The organism is Aureliella helgolandensis, assembly GCF_007752135.1.
Classification (GTDB): domain Bacteria; phylum Planctomycetota; class Planctomycetia; order Pirellulales; family Pirellulaceae; genus Aureliella; species Aureliella helgolandensis.
The window spans coordinates 2321898-2341593 of record NZ_CP036298.1 but is presented as its reverse complement, the minus strand read 5'-3'; the positions used below and the strand labels follow the sequence as shown (position 1 = coordinate 2341593).

The following is a 19696-nucleotide window of genomic DNA, read 5'->3' as shown; positions in this document are numbered from 1 at the left end:
GCGCCAACCACCTTCCCTTGCTCACGCGGCGGGTTGCGATTGTAGTCTGGAGCGTCAGTGAGAAGGGATTCGTAACCCGCTGCGTAAGCAAGGATCGTTGCACTGCAAGCACTCCAACCAAGCTCGAACCATCTTGGCCCCATGGGCAATAGCCAATGCATCAAACGGCCTGCCGAACCGGATTGTGGAACCCAAGCGTTTTCAATCCTGCTGAAATGGTAGCATCCAGAAGAGCCCTGTAGCGGCAACCACCTTCCCTTGCTCACGCGGCGGGTTGCGATTGTAGTCTGGAGCATCAGTGAGAGGGGATTCGTAACCCGCTGCGTAAGCAAGGATCGTTGCACTGCAAGCACTCCAACCAAGCTCGAACCAACTTGGCCCCATGGGCGATAGCCAATGCATCAAACGGCCTGCCGAACCGGATTGTGGAACCCAAGCGTTTTCAATCCTGCTGAAATGGTAGCATCCTGAATAGCCCTGTGGCGGCAACCACCTTCCCTTGCTCACGCGGCGGGTTGCTATTTCAACAGCCCGTCACGTAGTGGGTTACTATTTTGATGAGACAACGAATCCGAATGAGTCTGTGAAACGGTGGGATTCGTTGCCTCATTCACTAACTTGCATTCCAAAGTTCACTTTGGAGAAGGCACCAGTAGCTTGTAGCTGACTCAATTCACAAAAGGTCAAGGCGTGGGTTGGAATGCAGGGGCCTCGGCATTGCCATCGGTCAGGACGTAGGCCAGCAGATCGAGGATCTGTTCCATCTCCAACGTATTCACAATACCGGTGGGCATAATGGAAATGGGGGAGGGGCGGCGCGACACGATATCACTCTTGAACACTCGCTGTGCCTGAGCCGCGGTCGGTCCATTTTGGACCGTCACCGTTTTGTCATCCTCGGCGACGATATTACCGCTGAGGTAGATATCATCCTCGAGTTCAAACATAAACTTAAGGTACTTCTCTTCGATATTGCGGGAGGGTTCCAGGATTTCCCGTAGTACCATTTGTGGATCCCCCTTGTATTTCAGGACAACATCCGACAGGTTCGGTCCGACGGCAAGGCTCGGGCCGTTGGTATGGTTCATTGCGTGGTCCGCTCCCGGAACTTCGCTCAAATCCGCAGCAATTCCCGGTTTTCCCAACTGATGGCACTGGGCACATGCCAGGACGGTGAAGAGCTGTTTACCTTGAAAGAAGTTTCGCCCCTCTTTGACTCGAGCGAACTCCTCTGCGAAATCGCTAATCTTCCAATCGGTAATTTTCGCCACGGGCTCTGGATTTTCAGCGCGAAAGACTTCGAGATCATTGGTGACATACAACATGCCACGCATCAGTAGATGGTGCCCAGGGAAGGAGCAGATATAGGGATAGGCTCCCTCTTCGGTCGGAGCAGTAAACTCGATGACTTGTTCTTGACCATGATCGACGAGTTTGCTGGCCCAGAGGATGTCGGGAGAGTCCGGTACGTAATCAACGGCGAAGCCTCCAGCGCCGAGTGCAATTGCTTGCGCGCCAACACTATCGGCCGTTCCTGGTTTTACGAGCAACAGATTGTGTGGCATGAAATCAGGATTGGCAAACGTCAGCTTCACCTTTTTGCCAGGCTTCACCGTCAATTCCTTGACGTCGTACATCATCCGTTCTGGAATCGTACCGACGCGAATAGTCGTCAGCTCGGGTGTATCACTGAGAATCCCCGACTTCTCTACCGCAGCCAACTTCTCCGCCGCGATAACTCCCCCATGCATATTGCTGTCGATATTAAACCAAAAGTGTTTTACGGTTTTTGCCGCGATGCGTGCTTGCGGTTCAGGCGACTGCAACAGTTCCTCCAGCAGTCGGTAGTTCTTCACGTTGTGTTGCTGGTGGAGCCACAGAGCTTCCAGTAGATGGTGCGCGTCGGCGCGGTCGTGCGGATCAAATTGCTGGATCCATTGCTTGGTAGCCGCGATGACCTCTGCGGTATTTCGCTCGCTGAGTTCAACACGAGTGCGATGCCGAATTGAGTCGACGGGCGATTTCAAGTTTTCGAGCAAGTTCGTGATAGGCTGCCCATCAATAGCGACCGGCTCCTGCAGTGGACGATCGATAGCGGTCAAGCGGTAGATACGTCCATGAGCGTGGTCTCGATTGGGATCACGCACATTGTGTTGCATATGGCCGATAATGGCATTGTGCCAATCGCAAAAATAGAGCGAACCGTCGGGCGCAAAGATAGCATCGGAGGGGCGGAAGTTTTTATCACCGCTCATCAATAACCCGCGAGACTTTTCTTCGGTTGTCGTGCCATCAGCATTGATGGTGTTGACCGTAAGTTCATCCCCTGCAGGCTCTCCCCAGACCGCACCGGTATCGTTATTGCGTTCCAAATGGTAGTGCTTAATCCCCAGAAAGCCGATGACGTTGCAGATCAAGAAATCGTTTTGCATCGAATCGGGAAAGTGCGTACTGCTGATCACTTCGTTGGCGGTAACGGGACGGACTTCCTTCTTAAGCAGTTCGTACATTTTGAAGCTGTCGCCTTCAGGGCGAACTTGGTAGGCACGCCCACCGGTGCCGTCGGTGGCATACTGGTATCCCCAGCGATCGAACGAGATCCCGTGTGGATTGGGGGAGTTGTTGGCGTGCATCGAGATCGTAAAGCTTCGTGGATCGAAGCGGTACATAGCCGAGGCTTCCGTTTGCAGCGAGGGGCCCCAAGGATGCTCGTGATTGTGCATCATGAACACGCCACTCTGCCAATAGATGCCACCGTCGGGGCCAAAGACAAAATTGTTCGCTCCATGATGCGTATCGGACGAATCAAGGCCTTGTAGCATGATGGTGCGAACATCGGCGATATCATCCCCATCGGTATCCTTCAAGAACAGGACCTCCGGAGCACAAGTAACGATGACACCTCCGTTCCAGAATTCAAACCCGAGTGGATTCTGCACGCGAGCAAACTCCGTTACGCGGTCCGCCTTTCCATCTTCGTTATCGTCATGCAGGATGATGAGTGCATCGTTCATCTCTTTGAGCGGTTCCCATTTGGGATAGGTGGGCCAAACGGCAGCCCACAAGCGACCTTGAGTATCGAATTGCATTTGAACAGGATTGACAAGTTCGGGGAATTGCGATTCATCGGCAAACAGGCTGACTTCAAACCCCTTCGCGACCGCCATGTGCTGAATCCCCTCCTCACCGCTGATGTAGTTCAGAGTGCCTTCTTTCATCGCGCTAGAACTCTTGCTACCGCCACCAACATTCGAGACGACTTCAACCGGCGGTGGGACGTTGCTGTCATCAACGACCCATTCTTGGCCATTGGCAGCCGCCCATACGCGAGCATCGCGATTCAAGGTCATTACATCGAGCATTGAAAGTTCATGCTGAAGAACGGTAGCATTGCTTTGGTCGTTGGCGAAGGTCAACGTGGAACGTCCGCCCCAGACATCATTTCCATCACGTGCACGGTAGCGATTGTTCCAGTGATTGTCTTTATCCAACACGGCTGAACGCAGTGCTTCCATGGCCATCGAAGCGGTAACTTGCTCCCCCACGAGCTCGGTGGCAATCACTTCGGCGAGTTGACGATTGCCCTCTTCGGTCAGGTGAATGCCATTGATGGTGAGCGGTTGATTGGATGCGCGGAACAGCTCGAGCGAAGGGTGGAATAAGTCCACAAATCCCACGCCGGCTTGCTCGGCTGCGACTCTAGTTGCTTGGGTATAGGCCTCGAGTTGCAGATTGTGGGCCTGCCCGTCTGGCACATTGGGATTGTGTGTATCCTCGTGCGCGATGGGACTGAACAAAACGATACGCGGGAACGACACTCCGTTCGCTTTGGAACCCCGCGTCTTCTCGACAAATGCAATCAGTTTCTGGCGGTATTCGTCGGCCTTCTCAATCCCAGCAAAGGATTCGTTGTAACCGAAGAAGGCAAGGACCACGTCGGCTTTGACATGCTGCAGATACTCCGTTAACGACGCAGCGCCTTTGCTGCGTGGAAAGGAATCGGGCCGATCACCACTGGCACTCAGATTGCGAAAACGGAGTTGTTTTCCCGGCAGAGCATGCTGCAAAAGGGTTTCTAGCCAACCATCATGCTGCATGCGGTCGGGCAAGCCGTTGCCCACGATGGCGACAACATCCTCGGACTGGAAAGCAAATGGGGTTGGGTCACGATAGTTGGCAGGCACGTCGGCGAGCGGTGGCTCATTGTCGGCTTCCGCCTGATTACGCCCGTTGTTAGAACCGCGGCCACCTCTACCTCGGCTAGCCGGGGATCCGGCCTTTCCAGCATAGGTGAGATAGCTCAGTTTTCCACCATTCTTGATATTGATTTGCAGAGATTGTGGTGCAGCGATGCGGCGAGCTTGAAACACCACGTTACGATCGGAATCAAGCAGCGTGATCGTGAAGCCTTGCAGCCGATACTCGAATCCCGCCCGGTTCCAAATACCGACCTTCTCAATATCCCAAGCTTGTCCCAGATCAATTTCCCACCACGGATTTCGGGACCCTGAATTGCTCGTATGCGTTTGCCCCAACTTTTGAAAATCGGCATGTTTGTTTCCGTCGATCGCTCTGGCCGCATTTGCATTTCCATGCGTACTGGATTGAGTCGCTTTCCCCTCGGTGGCGATATTTTTTCCACCGCTTATCACCTCAACTTCTGCGAGTGTCAGGATGCGATCCTTCCCCGGAAGTTCGATTCGCAGGAAGCGAGCCGGTTTGCCAGTGGCGATCGTACCAGCGGGAGGGGCAGGTGCCTCTTTCGCCGAAGATTTCTCGGCCTTGTTACGATTGGGTTTCTGAGTGTTGTTGCTGGCGGGGATCGGGCTTTCATACCCTTGATACATTTCCGGCTTGACGCCCCGAACATTGGAACCATTTCCAAAGGTGTTGGGGTTGAAGGGGCCGACGAAAGCGATATTGGCGTCCGACGTGATCGACTCCTCCAGCCCCAATGCCCAGAAACAGCCATTGATAAGCAGCCGTCGATAGCCATCGTTCAGAATATCTTCCGGTGTTCCGTACAGGGAGGTAAAGACGCGGCCCGTCTTTCCGGAAGGGGAAGTGTAGCTGCGGGTCCATTCGGAAGGCTGAGGAGGCTTGGTCGCATCGGCGGGCGAATCAGGTGTCATGCCGTTCAGAGGCTGAGCGGTCGTTAGCAGTTCGCCATCGGTGGGTTTGCCCACATAGCCCCCCGCTTGTACCCAGACGTCTTTGACTCCACGCAGTATGGGGTGATTCTGCTTGTCCTCTACAAGCGTAATACGAGTGCTTTGAACATGGTTCTTGCCATAGTGTCCAACCCATGTCTGTCCCAAAACTTGATGTCCAAATCCGAGTTCGTAGTCGGCTCCCTTGTAGTCATACGAATATTTGGGGAACGGGGACTTGTCGTTCAGCTTGAAGGCATGCGTGGAGGTTCGCAGGCCGACCACCGGGCCTCCCCGATTCAAGTAGGCGTCAAAGTGTTTCATTTGATCAAGAGGAAAGTCCTGAAATCGCAAGAAAACAACCGCGAGATCGGCACTATCTAATGCCTCCATCCCAGGCATGTTGGAATTGCCAGCCACGATCTCGCCCGTCTCTGGATCGATGTTAAACAGCACCGTGCACTTGAACCCATGACGCTTGGCCAGAATACGCGCCAGTGCAGGCAAGGATTCCTCAGAGCGATATTCGTGGTCACCGGCCAAGAAAACAATATGCTTTCCCTGTCCGACACCTTCGGTCCCCTCAAAGACAAGTGGTTGAGCTAGGACGGAATGCCCAAGCGTCGATAATCCCAGCAATAGGACGACTGCGGACTTCGTGCAAAATTCTTGTAAAGTTTTCATAGGGCTCTCTTGGATTTGAGCATCGGAGCGTCGCCGCAGGGGATAGGGAAGCTGGCGGAGCTTGCTGTCGGGACCGGAAGCAGTTGTAGGATTTTCTGTCTGTTACTTCTTGGAGGAATTGCCACGCACGCGTTTCTTTTGGGGAGTCGGTTCGGCTGAAGGAGTGAGACCATCGTCGGGTTGTGTCCACATCCGATAGGGATCGTCTAAACGACGCATTTCGGCAAGCAGCAGGGCTTCCATTTCCGCCAGTTTTTCGGCGTGTTGCGGGTCGTTGGCAAGATTGGTTTGGTTGGCCTTGGGAGTGACTCCGGTCTGGGCAATGACCTCAGGAGCGTGATGTTGGTCGAGGAATTCCAAGGGATTCTCCGCGAGATTGAAGAGTTGCTTTTCCTGGACGGTGTGATCGAGCACGTCGTATTGGATCAGCTTCCAATCCCCCTTTCGTACACATCGCATGCCTGGTTTGGTACCTCCACAATAAGCGCCATACAGCACATCGCGTACTACGTCTTGCTGGCGTTCTAGCACGGGCTTGAAACTGATACCTTCATTGCTGGCAGGTGGTTCAACCCCAGCCAGATCGCAGAGTGTGGCGAGCGTATCGAGCAAATAGACATTCCCAGGAGCACGTGAGCCGGGTTGGATGCCAGGACCTTTCACCACAAGCGGGACGCGCCACGTGTGCTCGTAAAGATTCTGTTTGCCCTGCAAACCATGGCGACCAACGGCCATTCCATGATCGGCCGTGTAGATGACGTAGGTGTTGTCGAGTTCTCCCATGGCGTCGAGTTTATCCAGCACACGTCCGATCTGAATGTCTATATTCTCGCTGCAAGCATCGTAGCGTCCAATTTCATTGCGGATGGTTTGTGGATCGCGCTTGCCCCATACTCCGCTAACAGCAACTTCATCGCGCAGGCCGGGGTGCCCATGGGGAAAGGGGTGCGTGGGAAGATAGTTTGCCGGCAGCGGAGGTTGATCGGGATCCGACGGCGGTAGGGAATTCTTATCAGTGTGATTGACTGCACCGTATTTCTCCAACAACTCCGGTGTACCGTCACGAGTATCATGCGGGTGCGAAAACCCGTAATAGATCAAAAACGGCGAGGAGTCCTTGTTCGACTCGCGGTCGTTCAAGTACTCCAGCACCTGTGTGGCATGCCAAGCACTGCCCGTTTCCTCCGTACCGCCGCGTTTGGTAGCATCCTGGCGGACCGTGAACTGCTGATTGGCCGCTTCGTAACTGTTGCCGCGTTTGCAGGTTCGCATCGTGGAATACCCGGCACGATTGAACACAGCCGCCAAGGTATTCGTTTCCAGATTAGGAGGACAATGCGACTTTGCACCTGGTCCAATGGGAAGATGCCAGACCGTGCGGCCACTCATGATCATGTGACGCGAGGGAGTGCAAACCGCTCCGGAAAACGACCCCATGTGATAGGCCGCGTCAAAGACCATTCCCTCTTTAGCAAGTTGATCCAAGACAGGAGTCTGCAGGGATGCTTCTGGGTTGTAGAAGCCGAAGTCCATGGGCGACTGATCATCCGCAAGGATAAACAAGATGTTCGGCTTGGACGGTTTGTCCGCGTAAACTGACGCTAGCGGAACGAGAAGCCAAAAGACGAGTAGGGCGAGTTTTGGATTCATGATGACTCAGCTGCTTGAGGAGGATGGAGAAAAGAATCTCTCAATGGGTTTGGGATTGGATTGGATCCCATCGCTGTTCGGAACGGCTTGTGAATATTGCAACCCGACACGCACGCAATGCCGCATTCGCTGCCACCACAATGCGATTCGGGATGCGAATCCAACATTCGAATTGAACATGAAATTCGACCAGCAAGCCATGCAGTAAAGGGAGGTAGCATGGTAAAACTTCTGTGGTTGAGCAAGGACTGCTCCTATCCTCAGATTACTCCCCCCTGCCATGGTAGCAATAAAACAACTGCATATGGGGTGAGTTCCGCCCGTTTTTTCGGTCGCGTTCCATTGCGCGTCGCTGATCGTCTTGCGAACCAGTAGCTCTGTTGCTCATGCCCGACGTCGCCTCAGCTCGCCACTGCTCTAGCCCGCATCGGTCGCCTGCCTGATCCGAGGGGCTTAAGGAATTACGCCACGGGTTAGGAGTTCAGAATCGAGCGCCCGCGAAGTCGAAAGGTTAATCCCATCGCCAGAAAAGCCTGGGGGAATACCGCTCGACGACTTTCCAATGGTACCATGCAAGAGCACGCATCTACTTCCCTCAACACTCCCAACAAGTAAGGTTGATCCCATTTTTCTTTTAGGCATCTACGCAGGGTGGATTTTGTTGGCTAGCAGCATGACGGCGGGTTTGTATGCCTGGGACAAGAGTGCGGCGGGCAAGGATCGCCCCCGGATCTCGGAACGCACGTTGCTGCTGTGGTCTCTGGTGGGCGGATGGCCAGGAGCGTGGCTGGCTAGTCGAGCGCTGCGTCATAAGACCTACAAGCTCTCCTACCGCATTCGCTTTCTCGGCTGCGTAAGCCTGCATGTTGCGGCGGTGGCAGGCGTCGTTTGGTGGTGGAATCGCAGCTAGCTGGGGCACACGGACAACTGCCTACGGCAAGGCAGCAGGCATGCAACGGCCACTAGCCGTCTGAACCAGCCTGCACACGGGAGGGCGTACACGTCAGCCGCGCGACTCCGCGAGCAAGACAACACGAGCAAGACAACACGCTTTGCGGGATTGCCTGGGAGTCACCGCGCCGTGTTTCTCCGCTGCTGACCTACCGCATCGGCAAAACATGAAAAAACCCTTGGAATTAGCGAAATCCCAAGGGTTTGCAGTTTGCTCTAGCACCCCGTAAGGGATTCGAACCCCTGTTACCGAACTGAGAGTCCGGCGTCCTGAGCCACTAGACGAACGGGGCTGGTGACGTTGTCGACAAACACTGCTAAGCCGTAAACGGTTTATTAAAGTTTTTATTATTAAAGTTTAGTTGATGACGGGTCGTTGGCTATCCCCAGTGCTTGGAGAAGCAGTGAATCGGTGCTTCATTCCCAGGAAAAGCGGCAGCTGATGTGGGTATCGGGGCCCGAGGGTGTTACCCGAACCGAGCTACTGTGCGGCCCGTCGGCCAGCATGGCTAGCCCCAGGCCGGCAATCGGAGAGGGAGCAGTCGCTCCTCCAATCAACTTGGGGGCCACGTAGACTTCGCATTGATCGATTTGTCGCAGTTCCAACAAACTACCTAACAATCCCCCACCACCCTCCACCAGTAGATTCGTGACATGGTGGTCTGTTACGAGGAATCGCAGCAGCGCATCGAGACGCGCTGCACGCGAGGGCTCCGGGCAAACCTGGACGATGCAGCCTGCGCTCCGCAATTGGGCGACTTTTTCAACAGGTGCTGTCGGACCAGCCCACAGAAGTGTGGGAAGTTCACGAGCCGTCTCCACCAAGTGGCTTGTCAATGCAATCTGGAGGTCGGAGTCGGCTACGACGCGGAGGGCACGTCGAATTGGGGGCGTATCGCCGCGCGCGGTTAAACGAGGATTATCGGTGACTGCCGTTCCTCTACCAACCAGGATGGCATCGACGATGCCCCGCAAGCGGTGAACCTCGGCGCGACTCTCCACCCCCGAGATCCACTGGCTATCTCCAGTATGCGTCGCAATCTTCCCATCTAACGTCATCGCCCACTTGGCAATCACCCACGGTCGTTGCTGCTCAAGGCGTTTGAGGTAAGGCGCGTTCAACTCCCTCGCTGCCAACTCTTCGACTCCCACACTTACGGCAATGCCCGCGGTCCGCAGTTGTTCGGCACCTTGCCCACTAACTTGTCCAAAGGGGTCGAGCATAGCGATGACGACTCGATTAACGCCAGCTTCAATCAGCGCTTCGGTGCACGGAGGCGTTTTCCCGTGGTGGCAGCAGGGTTCGAGTGTCACGTAGGCGGTTGCCTGCGAAAGCTCGGCCGCTTTGCCGAGCTCGGCAACGTGACGCAGCGCGTTGCGTTCGGCGTGAGCTTGACCGTACTGCTCGTGATAGCCTTGCCCAATCATCTGCTCATGAGCAACAATCACGCAACCCACCATTGGATTGGGTTCGACGTGTCCAGCTCCCTGTGCCGCCAATTGCAGCGCTAGTCGCATCCAGTGGGCATCGTCGAGTTGAGAGTCATTAGATGACAAGGTGAATCCTGCTCTACGAATCAAATTCTAGCAAACGTTAGATGGATGGCGGGCTCGGTTGGAATGCGAGCAGGAGGCGGAATGAAACCAGGGCTCGGAGTGATTCGAACATCTGGCGAGGAGGCAGAGTTTTCAAATACCCTTTTGCGGTCTTAGACGTGGCCTCCCAAGCAAGATAGAACCGTGTGAAAGCTGGCAAACCATGCCGAACGCCATGTCCATTCAGAAAAGCGTGCTCCCTCTTGTCGCCAAGGTAGCTCTCTCAACCGCTCGCTAGCGAAAACCACTCGTGCCTTGCTTAGGCGGCTGTTGATTGAATAACAATTTGAATGTTACCGTGGAGGTAGCATCCTTAAACTGCCCTATCGTGGACACTACCTCTCCTTGCTCACGCGGCGGGTAGCGATTGCTACAGGCCGTTGCACTGGGGAGGGGGTTTGAGGAGTGTTTTAGTTTGACTGTGGAGCTAGCTCTTTGTTTGCGTTGTAGCGGCGATCAACTCTCCTTGCTCACGCGGCGGGTTGCGATTGTAACAGACCGTTGCACGGCGGGAGGAGATTGCGGAGTGTTTTAGTTTGACTGTGGAGGTAGCTCTTTGTTTGCGATGTAGCGGCGATCAACTCTCCTTGCTCACGCGGCGGGTGGCGATTGTAACAGACCGTTGCACGGCGGGAGGAGATTGCGGAGTGTTTTAGTTTGACTGTGGAGCTAGCTCTTTGATTGCGATGTAGCGGCGATCAACTCTCCTTGCCTACGCGGCGGGTGGCGATTGTAACAGACCGTTGCACGGCGGGAGGAGATTGCGGAGTGTTTTAGTTTGACTGTGGAGCTAGCTCTTTGTTTGCGTTGTAGCGGCGATCAACTCTCCTTGCTCACGCGGCGGGTTGCGATTGTAAAAGACCGTTGCACGGCGGGAGGAGATTGCGGAGTGTTTTAGTTTGACTGTGGAGCTAGCTCTTTGTTTGCGTTGTAGCGGCGATCAACTCTCCTTGCTCACGCGGCGGGTTGCGATTGAAACCACTGGGGCGCGTGGTGGGCTTTGAACCTGCTGTTGGCGGAACAGTGACTCCCCTCATGGGGAAGTCACTGGATAGATCATGCCAGCGAGTTCGGGCTGAAAAAAACTCGCTGGCGAGTTCGGCTTGTGTCGCTGAAGACAGCGGTGGCTACAGCTCCGCGTTGGCTGGCACGCGGATCAATTGTCCCTTACTGTTGGCCTCTTCATCGGCTTCACCGATAACGGTAATTAGCAGAGAGCCATCGGAATCAAACGCCATCGCGGTTGGCTTGTCGAGCGACAGCAATTTCTTGGTGCGAATCTTTGATTCGGTCGATTCATCTTCGAGAACTTGGAATAGTCCCCCTTGGGTCGAATCGGCCCATGCATAATCGATGACGTACATTTGGCCGCGACCGCTGTAAGCGATGCCGCTGATGTCATGCAGACCGGTGGGGATATTCAGCAGCATCTTTTTGCTGGCAGCATCATAGAAGGTGATCAAGCTGTCACCAGGGACATTGATCTCTCCCATTTGGCCCACGACGAGATACCCTTCTGGGCTGAACGTCATTCCGACAGGTGCATCGACATCGGTAGCTTCTTTGGTAGCCAAGTACCGTTCGTAATCCGCGATGGTGCCATCTTTAATTGCTGCACGCGCGACCCATCCCTTGGTATCGTCGCCGTTGCAGGAAACGAAGATCGCTTCGCCGTTGCTGGCCAGGGCGTAGAAATTCCCTTCGCCCTTGACTTCATCGGTTTCAGCCAGCTTGAAGGAGACGCTCATTGCATCGGCTTTGATCGCCGAGCCATCTTCGGGGAGCTTGTAGGCACGCAGAAGCTCTTCACCATCGGGCATACCTCCACCACCGACGATGAGAGTGTTCTTATCGAGGAAGTGCATTCCCAATGGTCCGATGTTGACCTTGGGGCCTTTTCCGTAAACGTCTTTGGGAAAATCGGTAATGACCGCAACAGCTTTGCCGTCTTCGATTTTAACAATTTGGTGATTGCCGGAATCGGCGACAAAGATGGTGCCTGTTTCCGGTTGAATCGCCACGCCACAAGGGTTGTTGAGATCCTCCAAAATGACTTGAGCTTTGAGCAGGTCAGGAGCAGCTTCCTCCTTGGCGGGTTTTTCCTTAGCAGCTTCTTCCTTAGCGGGTTCGGCGGCTTTCTCTTCCTTTTCGGCAGCTGGTTTTTCCTCTTCGGCTGGTGCTTCTTCCGCAGGTTTCTCTGCAGGCTCGGCGGCAGGTTTTTCTTCAGCTGCAGGTGGTTCCGCGGCTTTCTCTTCCGCTGGAGGAGCTTCTGCCTTAGTTTCCTCGGCAGCTGCAGCCGCAGGAGCTGCTTCTTCTTGAGCGAAGGAGGTGAGAGGAAGCAGGTTGGAAGAGAGTGCTATTACAGCGAGTAGGGCAACAAATCGTGAAATCTTCACGTGCATATTCTCCTGAAATCTAGTTGTTGTGACTAAAGGACGTCGGTTCGTTCACTCAAGGAATACCAAGGCAAACAGAAGGTTTGTGGGGGTCGGTGCAACTGGTGGAATTGCGGTGAGCCATCGCGGCGCGACAGCTTCTCGGATCTGCGATGCTATTCAGGCAGGGTGGGAGGCTCATGATCGGGGTAGCTATCGCTGGTCAGCCCCTCACGCATAAAAGCAACGAGTGCGGCTTTCTTTTCGTCGGTGAGTTTGAGCGGGAAAATCTCTTCGTCCAGAAACTCGTTGGCCACGGCGCCGCGATTGTAGTGCTCGACGACTTCTTCTAGCGTCGCTAGGCTTCCATCGTGCATGTACGGTGCAGTGCGGGCGATATCGCGAAGGGTGGGTGTCTTGAAGGCACCCCGATCTCCAGCCAGCTTACTTATCACCTCTCGGCCTAAATCTGGAGTCTCCCCATGAAAGTTAACGCCCAGGTTATGGAATCCGTTATCCGTAAAGTTGGGGCCACTGTGGCAACCGGAACAATTCGCTTTGCCAAAAAACAACTTCATCCCTAGCTGAGCCTGTTCGGATAGCGCGGTTGTATCGCCAGCCTTAAACCGATCGTAGGGGGCATTGCCGGAAAGAATGGTGCATTCGTAAGCAGCGATGGCTCGTGCAAGATTCTCCCGAGTCACTCCCTCTCCGAACACTTTTTTGAATTGAGTTTGATAACCCTCAATATCGGCAATTCTTTGGACCGCTTCCTCAATGGGAAGATTCATTTCAATGGGATTCTCGATCGGTCCTAACGCTTGTTCCTCCAGTGAGCCCGCGCGGCCATCCCAGAACTGAAATTGCTGGTACGCAGTATTCAGGATCGTCGGGGCGCTTCGTCCACCGCGCTGGCCATCAATGCCCACCGCGGTTGCATCGCCGTTGGACCAGCCCTTTTTAGGATCGTGGCAGCTCGCGCACGAGACGGTCATGTCCGACGAGAGACGTGGATCAAAGTACAGCTGTCGCCCCAGTGCGAGCTTCTCCGGGGTGAGTGGATTGTCTTTAACATTCGGGAGCGGCTTGAGCCCCAGCGGAACCTCCACGATGCCGTCGTTGTACTTCTGAGCATCGTCTTCTGCAATCAATGGCAGGGGGAGCACGGAAGAGTGGGCGAGAATAATGGTCGCGAAACCGAGTCCACTTTGAAGCCAGCGTTTCGTGATCAGAGTGCATTTCATGGTATTTATCGTCCGGCAATTGTTCATATTCGGATAAAGTTGGCACAGGCGGAGTGCAAGGGCAGGAGATCCTGGTAGGGCTCGGTGGGAGCGTCGCAACTGCGACACCAAAGAGTCGTTGCCCCTATCTTTCCGGAAACGCATCGGGCGCACAGCCTGAAGGAATGGCATTCGCGTGCCCGATGGCCCAGTAGGGTGGATCAGTATGGTGGATCAGGATCGCCGAACGATCCTGGCGGATTGCTGGCCGTTCCCTATCGCCGTTCCATTGGATCTTGTGCCCCCCATTGTCACGCGCAGCAGTGGGTGGGGCAAGCGGTATCAGGAAAAGGAGGGGGAAGAGGGGCAAAGCGTCCCACAGCAGCGGAGGGTCGGCCTGAAATCAGTCCGCCAAGAACCTCAGATTGGTTTTTAGCCAGTCGATAGCAAGGGAAAACACGGTTTGTGAAGGTGCTGCAAAGACCGCATCCACGGTCGCCCCCGGAAAGGGGCGCTGCTGCGGACTGTCCCAAGTGGGCATTTCCACGATGGCAGCATAGCTATTGCCAGATGTCCTAGACTGAATGGACTCCTGGGCGTGGAAAGCGGCGTGATCGTCCGAGTTGGCGAGAAAACCGACTTCATCGCGTTGAACGACTGCCGCGACTCTCCCTTGCACCACCTTTCCAGCGGGATTGGCGACCCGCAGTTTGACCTGGGTACCTGCAGCAACGACCGACAGCTGACGATCCGTCAAAGGAATAACCGCCAGCATCGCTTCACTGCAGATGGTGGCCAACAAGGCACCTTCCGGGACAACCCGTCCGACTTCGGCGGGGCTGCACCACGTTGCGTCTGGTACTGTTTGGTCGGAGCGCGACGGACCTTCGGCGTTGGGAACAGTCTGGGCGAGAACATATCCAGGAATCCGAGCCGACACGAACAACGATTGATGTTCTCGCTTTGTATTTTCATACAGAATCTGAGTTGTCTTTCGATCCGCCTCGTAGGGAGTTAGGTCCAGGTCGAAGCCGTGCATGTCGCGTTGCCGACGAATGGAGGACTCTCGAGCGACGGCCTGCTCCGATGCAGCGCTGCGCTGCGTCAATCGCATCGCCAGCTCTTGATTCGACAGTCGAAATAGAAGTTGTCCCGCTTGCACCTGTTGTCCATCATGGATGCGGCATTCCATCATCTTCGCTGTCGTGCTGGCAAACACGCCTTGGGTCTGTGCGGGTTGAATCCATCCACTAGCGAACTTTCGAGTTGGCACCGGCAGGGCCGCCAACGCCACCAGGAATACCGCCGCCAGCAAAAACAGACGCCACCGCCGCTGCATTCGCGAGGCTTCCTGGTAGAGGCTGTGGCTGAAACGGGAGATTGGTAAGACCCACCATGAGAACAGAATAATTGCGGCCATCGCACGACCTCCCCAGGCAAAGTTCCAACTGGCGTAGATTGAAACAATCACTGCCGCAATGGAGAGTGACAGACCAGCCCGATAAAGCCAACTAGCAAAACTGAACACTAGCAAAAGAGACTTGTGGGCGAAGTGCGGTCCACTGGCCCCAGCAATCTCAGCAGTGTGGCCCGCTTCCCATTCGGAAACGCGTGTGAGATGCTCTTTCTGGGGAAGTTTCCCCTGCTCCGGCGAGTGCCCTGGCATGACAGCGGGCCGATTCGAACGCCCCAGCGCAAGGGCGTGGAGCCAGACCAGCGCGAGCCGGTCAGCCTTGCCACGCAAATTCACCTCATCGAGCCAGTCAGCGAGGAGGTAGTACCCGTCGAATTTCATCAAGGGGTTTGCGTTGATCAACAGCGTGCTGATGGAACAGACAAACATGGTTTGCAATGCGAGTGTATTCAGTGGGCCCTCGATCGTCGCCAGCCAGACGCATCCGGCCAGAGTTGCCACCAGCATTTCGGAGTACATCCCGGCAGCAGCGACGGCAGCGCGTTGCCAGCGATTCGCCAACTGCCAACTCTCAGAAACATCGCAGTAGACACAAGGAGCCCCCAGAATGATGAACAACCCTATGTCAGGGACGCGGACGCCGTAGCGTTTGCAAACCATCGCATGCCCCAATTCATGGATTGCTCGGGTAGCGATGAACACGGCGACCAACAGCCCACCACTGGCAGGACTTAACAACCAATCCCATTGCCCCGCCTGACTCTTCAAGCGTTGAAACTCCATGGCCACGCCGCAGGCAGTCATCAATGCCGCAGCGATCCACAACAGGACAGCGTTCCGAGAAAACAGGATGTCCAAGCGGGGCGCAAATCGCGACAGGATTGCGTCCGGTTGAATACCGCGAATCTGCCAAGCGACGGTGCTGGATAACCAGCTTTGAAATCCATTGGATTTAGGCTTCAGGGGTGTTGGCGTCCCTTGAACTCGAAGCAGTCCTAATTGTTGGAAGTTGGCTGCCAACGACAGGAACTGTTCGGGAAGTATGGACAACTCGGGGTATTCGCGGCGGAGCATTTGGTAGAGCTGCTCAAGTGAGTGCGAGCGACGAGGACGGGTCAACAACCACCGCTCAATCCAGCCGACGCGATAGCTCTGACGCGTTATGGGGTCGAGCACATTCCAGCAATCGGTTCTACCCGGAGCGTGGGAATGCCCCGATCCGTTGCAGGCCTCAATCCTAAGGTCGCAGCGGGCAAGCAGTTGGGAGTGTTGATTCAGTACCGGGCTCTCTGCTCTCGGTTGACTCATGGTTGGGCTACCAACAGATCAATCGTCATGCCGGGCAGAACTTGCCATTGCCCTGCTTTTTGAACGTTCTCAATGCGGGAATGGATTCTCACCAGCCCTTGCCCGCTGACCTTATGATCAAAGGAGGTTACGCGTCCCTTGAACTGCAGCTCTCCCTCGGGGGTTGTCATGCACGCACGGACTTCAGATCCCACGATAGTGGAAAGGTCCACGTCACCGATTGGAACGAGGGCATCTGCAATCAATTGACTCATATTTTCGACGCGCACGATAGGCTGCCCAGCTTGCACCCATTGTCCTGCATGCATATGAATAGCAGCCACGACTCCGTCAATGGGCGACTCAACGCGTCGACGTTCGAGACGTTTTTGAGCCGCTTCCACCCCCGCGCTTTTCATTTCAGATTCCAAGCCGGCTCTTGACAAAGCCTGTTGCGTCCGGAGGAGTGCCAAGCGCGCTTTGCCAACTTCCATCGTCTTGCGTCGAATCTCCGAGTCACTCACGCTGGTGCTAATCTTTTCGTAGCTCGACAATTCCTCTTGTGTTTCTTGCAATGCCACCAGGTGGAAGTCGACGTCAGAATTATCCTGTGCCAAATTCATGGCTGCAGCGTGTTGCAATTTGGCCAGACGCAATTCCAGCTGCGCCAATTCGCTGTCGAGCTGCGCCACAACCGCTCCGCTTGTAACACTCTGATTCAATTTGATGGGGAGCGATTCGACGACTCCACTCTCGAGCGCCGGAATGTCGACAGCCTGTTCCACCAGCACGGGACATTGCTTGAAGCGAAGCCAGCTACCGGTCGACGGCCCTACTGCAGCGTCCGCTAGGGATCGGGCGCTAGCTACGTCTCCTGGAAGTGCGTTGGCAGGAGTGCTCGTCGTTGAGAACTCGAATTCGGGCGTGACCTCTGCACCGGGCCGGCGTTCCTGGGCCACTGCATGTGGCAAACCATCCCCTGCGAGGAGACAAACGCTCCAGAGTGTGAGGGAGACCACGAGTACGCGTTGTGGTGGGACCAGATTCTCATGTTTCATGTGCAGTTTTCCTGAATAGGCCGTGCCCTTGGGTTACCACAGCATCTGGAGGCTTGAGCGAGTTGCTAAATAGGCATCGCGAAAGACAAGCCAAGCAGCCGGAACTTGACCGCAGTGAATGCTGGCGCGGGCGATAGCGCCATCTTTCTTGAGAGGCAGAACTGCCGAAGAGACAACGGCATCGGTATAAATCACGTGTTGCGGTGGAGTTCCACTTGGCGCGTTTTCCCTGTCGACGACTGCCTGAGCGGCCAGTCGATGGACCAGTCCCTCGCAGAGTTGATCTGGATGGCTACTCAGAGAAAACTCCACCCGCACCCCTTCTGCGGATGCTTCCATGGCATCCGTGACAAGCCCCACTCGATGGTCGGGAATGGCGATGCGGAGGGCCCAAGGTGACTCGGGAGCGAAGGAGGTCAACAGCAGATCTCCGGCTCGAATAGGACGGTTTAGTAATCGATTGCGGACATCCCAGGACGCAATTTTCCCATCGGCTGCTGCGGTAACGACCAAGCTATGGATCTGCTCGCGAACGATTTCCAGTTGCTGTGAGAGCGAGCCTTCGGAGATCCGCAACTGCTGCAACTCCCCTTCCAATTGGTCGCTCTGCTGAGCCGTGAGATCCCTCCCCAGACTCAATTGATGGTTCTTCTCGGCAATCCGCTCCCGTGTGACGAGCCTCTCTCCTTGCAGCTCATCAAGCTGGCTTTCAAGATCCCGGTTGGTCAACCGCAAGAGTATCTGCCCAGCAGTCACCTCCTCCCCTTCGCTCACTAGCACTTCGGTAACGATCCCCGCGAGCGGAGCGTAGTAAGCCTGTTTGTCCGCGGGGTGGAGTGTCGCGGTGGCGGTTACATTTTGCGATACGGGGAAGAGCCCCACGGCGAATAGCAACCCCACGCACGCGGCCCGCATTAGCCAACGTTCGGCAACCTGCCGACGACTTTGAACCTGAGCGTTTCCGATGCCCAATAGCTTCCGACAGATGGTGGCCCCCCAAGCTGGACGAGTAGTACCTGCCAGGATTGCGCCGAGCGATTGCAGTACCTGTTGGCACCTTGCTTCACGGGCCTCATCAGTAACGTCTTCGGTAGCCCCATGACTAGATAGGGTGACGAGCGCGGACCAACCAGCCTGCGCATCGATCGTGGTGAAGATCGCCGACTGACAGCCTGTCGATTGGCAGAACGCATCGATCAGACGTTGGTGCGGTTCGGAGCCAGAAATCGGCTTGGCTGGTTGCCGCCGGTCCGAAGCAGTAAGTGTCTGCATTGGAGGGCAGGACTCAGGGCTGGGTGACTTGCCAGTCTTAGTTGGGGGATCGGCTGGCGGTTTGAGGAGGCATCCTACCAACTCTTCAGCGGCAAGTATCGATTGGCTGCGAGGGTCAAAGGCTGCGATACCGCTCACGGCTCGGACTCGCGGACGCCCCGATTCGAAGAGCAGAAACGCTTGCTCGCCGTCGACCAATTCTAAAACGGCATCGACGGTTCGTTGTTGTCGCTGCTGTGCAGAGGATGCTCCAGCGACTTCAACCAACAAGGACTCAACGCGGTGCACCAGAGAGCGTTCGTTGGCGTACTCACGCAATTGTTGACGGCGCAAATAATCCGACATCAGGTCGGCCATTTGAGCAACGAAACGCAGGTACCCACGCTGGGCTGTCGGCCCGCCTGCAGGACGTTGTACGACTTCCAGCAAATACGCGACCGACTCCTCAATGCGAACCGGCACGATAATCAAAGCATCGTTGATCGGATTGTTCGGCCGATCGGCTTCCAGTGAAACGTTACCCGGCGGCACCAGAACGGGTTGGCCTTCTGCGACCACACATTCCAAAATTCGCCGATGGCCGGCTGTAGGGACTGTGCCATCCCGGAGGGAGGCAGGGATAGCGTGCTCGGCGATACAAACGAACGATCCGGCCGAATTTGAAAGCTGAGGCTGAGGTACCGTCGAGGCCACATCAGGCAGATGGAGATTGTCGGAGTTGGGACAGCGCCAGGCAGCGGCTGCCTTAGCCCCCATAGCGGCGCATAGCCTTGGTAGGAAGCCTGCAAAGAACTCATCCAAACTTACGGGGGAATGCGCAAGTTGTGCAATTTCCGCAGCCAGCGTTCTAATCTCGGACTTCGTTTGCCGCAGCAGGGGAGTGTCGAGCGAAGCGACTGCTGAATTCTCGACAGGCCAACCATCTACGGGTGGGAAGGCAGTTGCTGCAAAGTTGTGATCCGGTTGGAATCCGGAAGGCGGGAGATTGCTCGTTGTTCCATCCATGGATAGCCAGCCAAGACGTTGTACGTTTCAG

At 55.4% G+C, this 19696-nt stretch carries 10 protein-coding genes and 1 tRNA gene; 2 read left to right on the top strand and 9 right to left on the bottom strand.

From position 1 onward, the window contains the following. Nucleotides 1–683: 683 nt before the first annotated feature. Together Q31a_RS31250 and Q31a_RS08285 are read right to left on the bottom strand one after the other, a co-directional pair. A complete protein-coding gene (locus Q31a_RS31250) occupies nt 684–5834 on the bottom strand; it encodes a PVC-type heme-binding CxxCH protein (protein WP_145076510.1) in 5151 nt (1716 codons plus the stop codon). A 102-nt stretch (nt 5835–5936) separates the two neighbouring features. Continuing rightward, nucleotides 5937–7484 (bottom strand): sulfatase-like hydrolase/transferase, encoded by a 1548-nt coding sequence (locus Q31a_RS08285; protein ID WP_145076508.1) that lies wholly within the window; start codon nt 7482–7484, stop codon nt 5937–5939. On the opposite strand from Q31a_RS08285, the gene Q31a_RS08280 reads away from it, so the two are divergent. Then, nucleotides 7483–7692 (top strand): hypothetical protein, encoded by a 210-nt coding sequence (locus Q31a_RS08280; RefSeq protein WP_145076506.1) that lies wholly within the window; start codon nt 7483–7485, stop codon nt 7690–7692. The genes Q31a_RS08285 and Q31a_RS08280 overlap by 2 nt on opposite strands. A 465-nt stretch (nt 7693–8157) precedes the next feature. Then, entirely contained in the window at nt 8158–8394 is a 237-nt protein-coding gene (locus tag Q31a_RS08275) for a DUF1294 domain-containing protein (RefSeq protein ID WP_197356461.1), read from the top strand. A 261-nt stretch (nt 8395–8655) separates the two neighbouring features. Here Q31a_RS08275 and Q31a_RS08270 read toward each other — a convergent pair. The 7 genes from Q31a_RS08270 to Q31a_RS08240 form a co-directional block, all read right to left on the bottom strand. Further along, nucleotides 8656–8728, bottom strand: a tRNA-Glu gene (locus Q31a_RS08270). A gap of 124 nt (nt 8729–8852) precedes the next feature. Then, on the bottom strand, nt 8853–9992 hold the full coding sequence (ribD, locus tag Q31a_RS08265; protein ID WP_231691121.1) for a bifunctional diaminohydroxyphosphoribosylaminopyrimidine deaminase/5-amino-6-(5-phosphoribosylamino)uracil reductase RibD: 1140 nt from the start codon (nt 9990–9992) through the stop codon (nt 8853–8855). Between the two features lie 1166 nt (nt 9993–11158). Then, nucleotides 11159–12427 (bottom strand): hypothetical protein, encoded by a 1269-nt coding sequence (locus Q31a_RS30045; protein ID WP_197356459.1) that lies wholly within the window; start codon nt 12425–12427, stop codon nt 11159–11161. A gap of 155 nt (nt 12428–12582) precedes the next feature. Continuing rightward, nucleotides 12583–13650, bottom strand: a complete 1068-nt coding sequence (locus tag Q31a_RS08255; protein ID WP_145076502.1) for a cytochrome-c peroxidase — start codon at nt 13648–13650, stop codon at nt 12583–12585. Between the two features lie 382 nt (nt 13651–14032). After that, the gene (locus tag Q31a_RS08250; RefSeq protein ID WP_145076500.1) at nt 14033–16351 is read right to left on the bottom strand and encodes a site-2 protease family protein; all 2319 of its coding nucleotides are present in this window, start codon (nt 16349–16351) and stop codon (nt 14033–14035) included. Beyond that, entirely contained in the window at nt 16348–17388 is a 1041-nt protein-coding gene (locus Q31a_RS08245) for an efflux RND transporter periplasmic adaptor subunit (RefSeq protein ID WP_145076498.1), read from the bottom strand. Before Q31a_RS08245 ends, Q31a_RS08250 begins: the two co-directional genes overlap by 4 nt. A gap of 33 nt (nt 17389–17421) precedes the next feature. Beyond that, on the bottom strand, nt 17422–19665 hold the full coding sequence (locus Q31a_RS08240) for an efflux RND transporter periplasmic adaptor subunit (protein WP_145076496.1): 2244 nt from the start codon (nt 19663–19665) through the stop codon (nt 17422–17424). Nucleotides 19666–19696: the final 31 nt, after the last annotated feature.